Annotated in this window: 11 protein-coding genes; 7 read left to right on the plus strand and 4 right to left on the minus strand. The window is 75.5% G+C overall.

Annotated features, from left to right (window positions below; genetic code table 11):
* Nucleotides 1-99: 99 nt before the first annotated feature.
* Both ACFXOZ_RS09755 and ACFXOZ_RS09760 read right to left on the minus strand, forming a co-directional pair.
* Nucleotides 100-948 carry an ABC transporter permease gene (locus tag ACFXOZ_RS09755; protein ID WP_380522266.1) on the minus strand — a complete coding sequence of 283 codons (849 nt, stop codon included), beginning with the start codon at nucleotides 946-948 and terminating at the stop codon, nucleotides 100-102.
* The gene (locus ACFXOZ_RS09760) at nucleotides 945-1892 is read right to left on the minus strand and encodes an ATP-binding cassette domain-containing protein (RefSeq protein ID WP_380522268.1); all 948 of its coding nucleotides are present in this window, start codon (nucleotides 1890-1892) and stop codon (nucleotides 945-947) included. The genes ACFXOZ_RS09755 and ACFXOZ_RS09760 overlap by 4 nt, the downstream gene beginning before the upstream one ends.
* Before the next feature lie 190 nt (nucleotides 1893-2082).
* Here ACFXOZ_RS09760 and ACFXOZ_RS09765 point away from each other — a divergent pair, with 190 nt between their 5' ends.
* From ACFXOZ_RS09765 to ACFXOZ_RS09775, 3 genes are all read left to right on the plus strand, one after another.
* A complete protein-coding gene (locus ACFXOZ_RS09765; protein ID WP_380588943.1) occupies nucleotides 2083-2571 on the plus strand; it encodes a GNAT family N-acetyltransferase in 489 nt (162 codons plus the stop codon).
* Between the two features lie 140 nt (nucleotides 2572-2711).
* Nucleotides 2712-3152 carry a DUF5946 family protein gene (locus tag ACFXOZ_RS09770; protein WP_380522272.1) on the plus strand — a complete coding sequence of 147 codons (441 nt, stop codon included), beginning with the start codon at nucleotides 2712-2714 and terminating at the stop codon, nucleotides 3150-3152.
* Nucleotides 3153-3259: 107 nt separating this feature from the next.
* Entirely contained in the window at nucleotides 3260-3484 is a 225-nt protein-coding gene (locus ACFXOZ_RS09775) for a hypothetical protein (RefSeq protein ID WP_380588946.1), read from the plus strand.
* 30 nt (nucleotides 3485-3514) lie between these two features.
* On the opposite strand, the gene ACFXOZ_RS09780 is transcribed toward ACFXOZ_RS09775, so the two are convergent.
* Nucleotides 3515-5581: a sensor histidine kinase gene (locus ACFXOZ_RS09780; RefSeq protein ID WP_380588949.1), complete on the minus strand. Its 2067-nt coding sequence runs from the start codon at nucleotides 5579-5581 to the stop codon at nucleotides 3515-3517.
* A 178-nt stretch (nucleotides 5582-5759) separates the two neighbouring features.
* Nucleotides 5760-6986: a serine hydrolase domain-containing protein gene (locus tag ACFXOZ_RS09785; protein WP_380588952.1), complete on the minus strand. Its 1227-nt coding sequence runs from the start codon at nucleotides 6984-6986 to the stop codon at nucleotides 5760-5762.
* A 113-nt stretch (nucleotides 6987-7099) separates the two neighbouring features.
* Here ACFXOZ_RS09785 and ACFXOZ_RS09790 point away from each other — a divergent pair, with 113 nt between their 5' ends.
* The 4 genes from ACFXOZ_RS09790 to ACFXOZ_RS09805 form a co-directional block, all read left to right on the plus strand.
* Complete coding sequence (locus ACFXOZ_RS09790) at nucleotides 7100-8254, plus strand: sensor histidine kinase (protein ID WP_380588955.1); 1155 nt, start codon at nucleotides 7100-7102, stop codon at nucleotides 8252-8254.
* Complete coding sequence (locus ACFXOZ_RS09795) at nucleotides 8242-8904, plus strand: LuxR C-terminal-related transcriptional regulator (protein ID WP_380588958.1); 663 nt, start codon at nucleotides 8242-8244, stop codon at nucleotides 8902-8904. The genes ACFXOZ_RS09790 and ACFXOZ_RS09795 overlap by 13 nt, the downstream gene beginning before the upstream one ends.
* 193 nt (nucleotides 8905-9097) lie before the next feature.
* Nucleotides 9098-10312 (plus strand): AI-2E family transporter, encoded by a 1215-nt coding sequence (locus tag ACFXOZ_RS09800; RefSeq protein ID WP_380588961.1) that lies wholly within the window; start codon nucleotides 9098-9100, stop codon nucleotides 10310-10312.
* A gap of 128 nt (nucleotides 10313-10440) precedes the next feature.
* On the plus strand, nucleotides 10441-10910 hold a 470-nt coding region (locus ACFXOZ_RS09805; protein ID WP_380588964.1), incomplete at its 3' end, for an RCC1 domain-containing protein.

The following is a 10910-nucleotide window of genomic DNA, read 5'->3' on the forward strand; positions in this document are numbered from 1 at the left end:
GGGGGGCGCGGGCGGTGGGGGGGGGGCGGTCTCCCCCCCCGCCCCCCCCACCGCGAGTCTCCCAGGCGCCGGGGCGCCGAGGCCGGACAGGGCCGAGGCTCAGGCGTCGCTGCGCACCAGCCGGACGGCGGCACCGGCGAGCGCCAGCACCGTCCAGCCGAGGAAGACCAGCAGGCCGGCCGTCGGCGAGAGGGTGGTCGAGTCGTGGTGCAGGGCGAACATCGCCTCACCGGCGTGGCTGGGCAGGTACGGGCTGATGTGGCCCTGCCAGTCCGTGGGGAGCAGCGAGGTCAGGCCGGGGATCAGCATCAGCGAGGCGACCAGCACGGCGATGCCGCCGGCCACCGAGCGCAGCAGGGCGCCGAGGGCCACCCCGATCACGCCGACCAGGCCCAGGTAGAGCCCGGCGCCGAGCAGGCCGCGCACCACGCCGGTGTCGGAGAGGGTCATCGCCGCCCGGGTGCCGGACAGGATGCCGCTGTCGGCGGTGAAGGTGGCGAAGACCCCGACGGTGCCGAGCACCAGCGCGATCACGCCGTACACCGCCGCCTTGGACCACAGCACCGGCAGGCGGCGCGGCACGGCGGCCAGGGTGGAGCGGATCATGCCGGTCGAGTACTCGCCGGCCGCGACCAGCACGCCGAGGACGCCGAGCGCCAGCTGGGCAAAGTTGGTGCCGAACAGGGACAGGCTGAGCGCGCCGGCGTCGGCGAAGTCCCGGTCCATCGGGCGGCCGGAGGTGAGCCGCGACTTGAACTGGAAGGCCGCGATCAGGCCGAAGGCGACCAGGAACAGCAGGGCCAGGCCGAGGGTGATCCAGGTGGAGCGCAGCGACCACAGCTTGGCCCACTCGGAGCGCAGCACGCGCGCGGCCGTCACCTTGTAGGCGGGGCCGGCGGGGCGCTGCCCGGCGGGCACGGCCGTCTGGCTGGGGGCGATCGTGGTCATGCCGCGCTCCTCTGGGTGTCGACGGTGCTCTCGACGGTGGTGGTGCCGTGGTACTCGACGGCGTCCCGGGTCAGCTCCATGAAGGCCTCCTCCAGGGAGACCGTCCGCGGGGTGAGTTCGAACACGGCGATGCCGTGCTCGGCGGCGGTCAGGCCGATCTCGCGGGCCGTCCGCCCGGTGACCAGGAGCTCCTCGGAGCCGGAGCGGCCGGTGATCTCGACGTCCGGTCCGGCGAGCGCCGAGCGCAGCCGGGTCGGGTCGGCGCTGGCGACCTTGACGACGTCGCCGCCGGCCTGCTGGACGAGCTCCTGGACGGTGGTGTCGGCGAGCAGCCGGCCCCGCCCGACGATGATCAGATGGTCGGCGACCAGCGAGACCTCGCTCATCAGGTGCGAGGAGACGAAGACGGTGCGGCCCTCGGCGGCGAGCGAGGTGAGCAGGTTGCGGATCCAGAGCACGCCCTCGGGGTCGAGCCCGTTGACCGGCTCGTCCAGCATCACCGTGGCCGGGTCGCCCAGCAGGGCGGCCGCGATGCCGAGCCGCTGGCCCATGCCGAGCGAGAACGCCCCGGCGCGCTTGCGGGCCACCGACTGGAGGCCGGTCAGCTCGATGACCTCCTCGACCCGGCGGCGCGGGATGCCGTGGGTGTGGGCCTGGGCCATCAGGTGGTTGAACGCCGAGCGGCCGGGGTGGATCGACTTGGCCTCCAGCAGCGCGCCCACCTCCTGCAGCGGAGCGGCGTGCTCGGCGTACCGGCGGCCGTTGACCCGGACCGACCCGCTGGTGGGCGCGTCCAGTCCGACGATCATCCGCATCGTGGTCGACTTCCCCGCCCCGTTGGGGCCGAGGAACCCGGTCACCGCGCCCGGCCGGACCGTGAAGTCCAGCCCGTCCACGGCGGTCTTCTCCCCGTACCGCTTCGTCAGCTGGTGCGCCTCGATCATCGCTAGCCCTTACGTTCAGGGGCCGGGCCCTCCCGGCCGCCCACGGGTTCCACGCTAGGGCCCGGCGGGGCCCGAACCGCGGCACTGCGGACTGATCATCGGACGCCGCGTAGTACCGCGGTACCACACCGTCGCCCTACCCGCGGAAAAGCGGTTTCGCCGACCGCGCCCGCTCGCCGAGGATGGCGGGATGGACGATCGGAGCGTGACCCTGCGTCGGATGACCCCGGCCGAGTACCAGGCGGCCACCGAGATCCGGGAGGCCGAGACCGTCCGGCAGCTCGCCGAGCGGATGCCGGAGGAGCTGGCCCGCGCACACACCCGTCAGGGCACCGCGAGGTTCCTCCCGGACGGCCTGGACACCGCGGGCCACCACCTGGTGGTCGCCGAGGACGGGGCGGGGCGCACCGTCGGCACCGCCTGGATCGGCCCCGACCCGCGCGCCGGGGCCGGCGTCTCCACCTCCGCCTGGCTCTACCACCTCCGCGTCCTCCCCGAGTTCCGCCGCCAGGGCTACGGCGCGGCCGTCCTCGCCGCCGCCGAACGGCTCGCCGTGCGCCTGGGCAGCACCGACCTCGCCCTCAACGTCTTCGGCGGCAACGAGGCGGCCATCGCCCTCTACCGGCGCGGCGGCTACGGCGTCACGGCGATGTACCTGAACAAGTCCCTCCGCGAGTAGCCCGGCGGAACCTTGCCGCGGCGGCCAACTACCTTGTGGCGGGCGGCCGTCGGGGCCATCGGGGTTGTTCGAGGCCGTCGGGGCCGGCGGGTTGTCCAGGGCCCTCGGGGCCGTACACCGGACGTCAGGGGGAGGCGCGGATGGAGACCTGCGGGGAGTGCGGTGCGCGGGGGTGCCCGGAGCTGTTCCACCGGCTGCTGGCGCTGGACCACTCGCGGGCGGAGCCGTGGGGGCCGTTGCACGCGGTGTCGGTGTCCTGCTTCCTGTTGCAGCATCCGGGCCGGCTGCCCGGGGACGGCGGGGCGGGTGCCCGGGGGATGCTGCGGGCGTACCTCGACGGCGGGTTGCCGGCGGTGGAGCGGCTGGTCGGGCGGGCGCGCCGGGCGAACTCACACCGGGTGACGGGCGGGACCGCACCGGGCGGGGCAGCACATCCCGCTCAGGAGGCGCCGCGGGGCGGGTTCGCGGTGACGATCGAGCAGGTCGCGGTGGACGGGGCGTTCCCGGCCGAGGGGTTCGCGGAGCGGGTCGGGGCGTGGGCGTCGGTGACGCTCGCTGCCTGGGGGCGCGACGGAGCGTAGCCGCGGCGGGACCGGAACGGGACCGTGGCCCCATGCGCATGGGTCAGCCCGGGCGGTGCCATGGAGGGGCGGGTCGACCGGCCTGCGGAACCCTCCCGGAGGACACCATGAACGCCAGATCGGTCAACCCGGTGGCCGTCGCCGCCGGAGCTGCCGGAGTCGTCGTCCTCGCGGCCGTGGTCGTCCGCGCCGCCCGGTGCTGCAGGGCCCGGGCGGAGGGCGAGGCGGCCGGGGAGCAGAAGCGCCGGGGCCACGCCCACGGCCCCGGTCATGGTCACGGCCACGGCCACGGCCACGGCCACAAGCCGTGCCCCAACCCGCCGAACTGCTGACCCCGGTCCGGGCGCGCCCGGCGGCTCCCGTCAGCCCGCCGGGTTGCGCGGCAGCACCGCGTGCACCCGGGTGCCCTGGCCGAGGCCCGCGACGGGGTGGACGGTGCAGCTGCCGCCGATCTCCGCCGCCCGGTCGCTCATCGAGCGCAGCCCCACCCCCGGGTGGCCCGCGTCGCCGCGGCCGGGGCCCTGCCCGTCGTCCTCGACGGTGAGTTCCAGCCGCCCCGGGTCGACCAGGACGGTCACCCTGGCGCTGGTCGCCCGGGCGTGGCGCAGCACGTTGTTGAGCGCCTCGGCGGTGATCCGGTAGACGGCGACCTCGACCGCGGCGGGCAGCTCGGGCAGCGGGTCGGGCACGAGCAGCGCGGTGACGGTGAGCTCGTCGCCGCTGAAGGTGTCGGCGAGGCGGCGCAGCGCGCGGCTCAGCCCGTAGTCGCCGAGCGCGGTGGGCCCGAGCCGGTCGGTGATCCGGCGGACCTCACGGACGGCCGTGGCGAGGTCGTCGGCGACGTCCTCCAGGGCGGCGGCGAAGCGGGCCGGGTCGTCCACGGCGGCCGCGCCCTGGAGGCGCAGCCGCAGCCCGGCCAGCATCGGGCCGAGCCCGTCGTGGATGTCGCGGCGCAGCTGACGGCGTTCCTCCTCCCGGGCGGCGACGATCTGCTCACGGCTGGCCCGCAGGTCCTCCATCAGCTGGAGCGAGGCCACGGCGGGCGCGGCCTGGTCGGCGAGGGAGCGCAGGATGTCGCGGTCGCTGTCGTCGAGCGTGCGCTGGCCCGGACGCGGGGAGACGGTGAGCCGGCCGATCTCGCTGCCGCGGTGGACCAGGGCGAAGCGTTCGCCGTCCTCGGGGTACTCCCCCACGGCGGCGAGCCGGCGTTCACCGCCGCGGGTCGAGACGGTCAGGTCCACTCCGGGCAGCCGCAGTTCGTCGCCGACCGTGGCGCACAGCACGGCGGGCACGTCCTGCGGGTCGACGGTCTGGCTGACCCGCCCGGCGAGGCTGCGCAGCACCTGGTACGGCTGGGCGCGGGCGCCGTAGTACCAGCGGTCGACGATGCCGGAGGCCCAGCGCACGCCCCTGGGCAGGCCGCCGGCGAGCAGGAGGACCAGGGCGACCACGCACAGGGCGCCGAAGCCCCGGCCGGGCAGCAGCATGGTGGACAGCAGCCCGGCCAGCAGCACGAAGACGACCGCCAGCCCGGCGGCGACCAGCAGTCCGACCAGGATCCGGCGGGCCGAGCGGTCCAGCCGCCAGGAGCCGTCCCGCACCACCACGACGGCGAGGGTCAGGGTCCACAGCGCGGAGGCGGCCGCGTAGGCGGCGTAGGAGGCGGTGCTCTGGCCGTTGAAGTAGTAGCCGGCCTCGGCGCCGGCCCAGAGCAGGTAGACGGCGATCGCGACCAGCACGTGCTGCCGGCGGCGCCGGGGCACCCGGCGGGCGCGGGCCAGCGGGACGAGCACCACCAGGGCGGTCAGGGCGACCCACACGACCAGTTGGGTGATGTGCAGGGTGCCGTTGAAGTGCCGCAGCCAGTCGGCGACGGTGCTGTCGGCGAGCGGGTTGGGGCGGCCGAACACGGTCGGTTGGTAGACGTAGTAGCTCGCCTGGGGCAGCATCCACAGGCCCACCGCGCCGACCGCGAGCCACCAGCGGCGGTCGGTCAGCCGGCCGTACGGGAGCCAGAGCGGCAGCGCCTGCCAGATCGTGCCGCTGACGGTGTAGCCGACCGATTTGAGCACGACCACGGCGCCGACGTAGCGCGGGTCGCCCACCTGCGTCCAGACCGGGGTCTCGGCGGCGAGCGGCAGGATCAGCGCGCCCCCGTACGCCAGCAGCACCCAGCCGAGCTCCAGACCGGGGCGGTGGGCGTGCAGCAGCACCCCGCCCGCGACGGCGGCGAGGCCGAAGCCGAGCACCGCCAGGTGCCGGGTCGGCTCGGCGATCCCCGGCGTACCCAGGTGGCCCAGCACGTAGCCGGCCCACAGGCCGCCCGCCGCCAGGCAGACGAGCGCGCACAGCCCCGCCGTCGCGAGCTGCCGCTCCGCCCGCCCGGGCCGGGGCCGCCACCGGACGCTCCCCGCGCTCTCCGCACCCATGACCGACCTCTCTTCGCCCACGACCGGCCGCATGGCAGCAGTCTCGTCCACCCGGTGTCCCGGGCGCATGGGGCAGCGGCCCCGCGGGTGACGGACTGCGGGCGGCCGGCGGCCCAGCGTCACGAAAGCGTCGGGGCCGTCGGCCTCGGTCCGGTCGACGGCCCCGACGGGTGGCGGCTCAGCGGCGGCGGTGGTCGGTGTCCGGGGCGCCGCAGAGGGCGTCGTCGACCAGCTGGCTCTCCGCCTGCTCGATCCGGCGGACGTCGTCCGGGGTGTCGGCGCGGACGCCCGAGAGCGAGAGCGTGACGCTGCGCCGGCCGTCGGCGGTGACCCCGGTCGCCGTGATCCAGCCGGCGTCGCCGCCCTCGTGGCCCCAGGACACCCCGCCGCAGGTCAGCGGGCGGGAGAAGAGTCCCAGTCCGTCCCGGGCCCCCGGCATGAGCGCCTGGAACTCCTCGCCGACCGGAACGGTCTGCAGCATCCGGGCGAGCTGGGCGGGCGGCAGCAGTCGGCCGCCCAGCAGGGCCCGGAGGAAGCGGTCGAGGTCGGCGGTGGTGGAGACCAGCCCGGCCTCCCCGTTGATGCCCAGGCCGACCTGCTCGGTGACGTCGACGGGCAGCTCGCCGGGCCGGAAGCCCTGGTACGTCCGGGCGTGCGGCCGGGGCAGCGTGGGGGACGTCCCGGGCCGGAAGGTGTGGGTGAGGCCGAGCGGCCGGACGATCCGGTCCCGTACCTCCTGGTACCAGGCCTGCCCGTCGACCCGCTCGATGATCATGCCGAGCAGGACGTAACCGGTGTTGCTGTAGCGCCAGTCGGCGCCGGGCCGGAAGTCCGGCGGGTGGCGCAGCGCCCGGTCGACGCTCTGCTCGGGCGTGGAGCCGTCGTAGCGGTGCCGGCGGAAGTCGTCGGCCGAGCTGTAGTCCGGGTAGTCGTCGTGGAGGCCGCTGGTGTGCTGGAGCAGGTGGCGGACGGTGATCGCGCCGCCGTCGTTCCCGTTCCCGGACACCACGCCGGGCAGCCACCGCTCGACCGGGTCGTCCAGGGAGAGCCGGTGCTCGCCGACGAGTTGGAGGACGACGGTGGCCACGAAGGCCTTGGTGACGCTGGCGATCCGGAAGTGGCCGTCCGGCGACACCGGCTGTCCGGTCGTCACGTCGGCGACGCCGCCGGTGGCGGTCACCGTCCGGCCGTCGGCGGTGACCAGCCGGGCCTGCACGCCCGTCACGCCGAGGGCGGTGAGCGCGGCCGCGTCCCGCCGGAGCAGGCTCCGGTCGTCGTACGGCCGGGCCGCCGCGGCGGCGGGCACGGTCGTGGCGAGGGCGCCGGCCAGGACGGCGGCCGACACCAGGGTCCGCCGTACGGAACGGCCGCGCCGTCCTGCGGCGCCAATCGGTGATTTCTTCATGGGAGTTGACGCTAGGTCCGACCGCCGCGCCCGGTCGGTACCCCGAGCCGGTCGGAAAACAGGGTAGTGGGCTGTAGTGCCGGGCCGGTTCGCCGTGATCCAGACTTGGGCGGATGAACCTCCCTGTGGCCGAAAGGCTTTCGGCGACCTGGCGCGCCCTGGGCTACCTGCTGGGCAGCCTGCTCGCCGCCGCGCTCGCCGTGCTCGTGCTGCCCGTCCTCCTCGTCCCGGCGGCGGCGCGCGCGTGGGCCGGCCGCCAGCGCCGCCGCGCCGACGGACTGCTGGGCGCAGCCGCCTCCGGCCCCGTCCGGGCCGGTACCGCGCGCCTGCTCGGGTGGCTCGGTGCCTGGCTCCTGAGCGGCCTGGCGTTCGGGCTCGTCGCGGTGGTGTGCGCGGGCAACACCCTGACCACGGCCGTCACGGTGCCCCTGTGGTGGGCGCTGCCCGCCGGCACCCGGGCGGGCGGCTTCGCCGCCGGTGCCCCGCTGACCGGGTGGGGCCCGGCGCTGACCCTGGGGACGGCGCAGCTGCTGGCCTTCGCCGCGCTGACCGTCTGGCTGGTCCCCCGGCTGGCCCGCCTGCACGCCCGGACCTGTGTGGCCCTGCTGGCGCCGTCGGCCTCCGAGGAGCTGGCGCAGCGGGTGGAGACGCTGACCGAGACCCGGGCCGGGGCGCTCACCGCGCACGGCGCGGAGCTCCGCCGGATCGAACGCGACCTGCACGACGGCACCCAGGCCCGGCTGGTGGCCATCGCGATGCGGCTGGGCGTGGCCCGGGAACTCCTGGACGAGGACCCCGGGACGGTCGCCACCCTGCTGGCGCAGGCCCACCGGACCACCGAGGAGGCCATGGTGGAGCTCCGCGCGGTGATCCGGACGATCTACCCGCCGATCCTGGCCGACCGCGGCCTCACCGGGGCACTGTCCGCCCTCGGGGCCGACGCGGCCCTCGACACCACCCTCGACGTCGGCAGCCTCGGCACCCTCCCCGCCGCCGTCGAGGCCGTCGCGTACTTCGCGGTCGCCGAGGCGCTCACCAACGCCGCCAAGCACAGCGGCGCCACCCGGACGGCGGTACGGGTCGCCCGCACCGGTGACCGGCTGTCGATCGAGGTCACCGACGACGGGAGCGGCGGCGCCGACGAGCGGCTGGGCACCGGCCTCGCCGGGATCCGCCAGCGCGTCCTGGCGCTCGACGGCACCCTCGACCTCCGGAGCCCGGCCGGCGGCCCGACCACGATCACGGTGGGTGTGCCGTGCGGGTCGTGATCGCCGAGGACAACGTCCTGCTCTCCAGCGGGCTGGAACTCCTGCTCACCGCCAAGGGCTTCCGCGTCGCCGCGATCGTCCAGGACGCCCCGGGCTTCCTCGCCGCCGTCGCCGAGCACCGGCCCGACGTCGCCGTCGTCGACGTCCGGCTGCCGCCCGGCTTCCGCGACGAGGGCATCCACGCCGCCATCCGGGCCCGCCGGGAGCAGCCCGGCCTGCCCGTGCTCGTCCTCTCCCAGTACGTCGAGCAGCAGTACGCCGGGGAGCTGCTCTCCGACGGGCGCGGCGGCATCGGCTACCTGCTCAAGGACCGGGTGAGCCGGGTCAGCGAGTTCACCGACGCGCTGCGCCGGGTCGCCGCCGGGGACACCGTGATGGACCCGGACGTGATCGGACAGCTCCTCACCCGGCACGCCCAGGACCCGACGGCCGCCCTGACCCCGCGCGAACGGGAGGTCCTCGCGCTGATGGCCGAGGGGCAGGACAACACCACGATCGCGACCCGGCTCGTCATCACCGACAACGCCGTCCACAAGCACATCGGCAACATCTTCGCCAAGCTCGGCCTCTCACCCGCCGACAGCGGCCACCGCCGGGTCCTCGCCGTCCTCACCTACCTCAGCCGGCGGAGGGCCGTCGGGCTCCCCTGACGCCCGCCGCCCCCACCTCCGGCACCGGTCCGGCAGCCCGCCGAGGTGTGCGGGTCCGGGGGCCGGGGAGACGCTGGGAGCAGGCCGAGGACGGAGGAGGCGAGCCCCATGAGCGACTCGCGCACGACCCACGAGCCGGAACCGCACGGGACCCACCGGCCGGAACCGCACGGGACCCCCGGCTGAGCCCGCCGTGGGACGCCCCGACCACCGCCCCGACCACCGCCCGGAACCTCGCCGGGCGCGGCGCCCCCGGCCGCTCGGCAGCCGCCCGCCCCGGGTGCCGGTGCGGCCGGCACGGCCCGCGGCGCCCGTCGAGCACGTGCCGGCCGGGCTGCGCACCGCCGCCGGGTACGTCTGGCGGCTGGGGCTGCTCGGAGTGGCCGCCTACCTGGCCGTCGGGGTGCTCGGCGAGCTGGAGGTGCCGGTCATCGCGCTGTTCGTGGCGCTGGTGATCACCTCGGTGCTGCGCCCGCTGGTCGACCTGCTGGCCCGGACGCTGCCCCGGTCACTGGCCGTGCTGGTGGCGTTCCTGTGCGCGCTCGTGGTCGTCGGCGGGGTGCTGGCGCTGGTCGGGACGAACGTCGCCGACGAGTGGAACCGGATCGGCGACGAGCTGCGCGGCGGCCTCGGCCGGATCGATCACTGGCTCACCGGCGCCCCCTTCCACCTGCGCGCGGGGACGGTCACCGACCTGCGGGCGAAGGTCGGCGCGTTCGTCTCGGCGCACCGCTCGGCGCTGCTGACCACCGCCCTCAGCGGCGCGAGCCGGGCCGTCGAGCTGGTCACCGGGCTGGCCCTCGCGGTGTTCTGCTCGGTGTTCTTCCTGCACTCCGGCGACCGGATGTGGAGCTGGGCGCAGCGCCAGCTGCCGGCCCGGGCGCGTCCCGTCTGGGGCCGGGCCGGGCAGGCCGCCTGGCGCACCTTCGCCGGGTACACCCGCGGGGTGCTGATCGTGTCGGCGGTCAACGCGGCACTGGTCGGCCTCGCGCTGGCGCTCCTGCGGGTGCCGCTGGTGCTGCCGCTGATGGTGGTGGAGTTCGTCGCGGCGCTGGTGCCGCTGATCGGCTCCCCGATCGCGCTGGCGATCGCCGCGCTGGTGGCCCTGGCCGCGCGGGGGCCGGTGGTCGCGCTGCTGGTGCTGGCGCTGATCGTGGTGATCGGCCAGATCGAGGGCCATCTGCTGCACCCGCTGGTGCTGGGCTGGTCGGTGCGGATCCACCCGGTGGCGATCGCGCTGTCGGTGATCGGCGGCGCGGTGCTGGCCGGGGTACTGGGCGCGGTGGTCGCCGTACCGGTGGTGTCGGTGGCCTGGGCAGTACTCACCGAACTGCGCGACCACGGACCGCCGGCGGCGCGGGGGCGTGCCGGGCCAGGGGGCAACGGTCCAGGCATCTCGAAGCGCTGAAATCCGGGCAATCGGCAGAAGACCGCCCGTTCGAGTGAAGATCGAACTTCGAAACCCCGTCCCGCCCGGCTGTCACCGAGGATGCGACCGCAGGTGTCCACCGACAGCACACCCATGAGGAGAACAACGTGGCGGAGAAGCGACTCAAGTCCTGGGGCAACAACCGCTCCGGCCAGCTCGGTGACGGCACCTGGACGGACTTCCGCACCACCGCCACCACCGTGCTGGGCCTGACCAGCGCCGAGGTGGTGAGGATCGCCGCCGGTGGCACCGGCCCGACCAACGGCCACGGCCTGGCGCTGCTGACCGACCGTACGGTCCAGTCCTGGGGCTCCAACAACTCCGGCCAGCTGGGCGACGGTTCGGTGTTCAGCCACAACGCGCCCGGCCAGGTGGTCAACCTCTCCAACGCCACCGACATCGCCGCGGGCGGCTCGCACAGCCTCGCCCTGCTGGCCGACCAGACCGTGGTGGCCTGGGGGAAGAACAACTACGGCCAGCTGGGCAACGGCACCAACACCGACAGCAGCGTGCCCGTGCGGGTCGAAGGCCTCAACAAGGTGATCGCGATCGCGGGCGGCCTCAACCACAGCCTCGC

The organism is Kitasatospora sp. NPDC059160 (assembly GCF_042755465.1).
Classification (GTDB): domain Bacteria; phylum Actinomycetota; class Actinomycetes; order Streptomycetales; family Streptomycetaceae; genus Kitasatospora.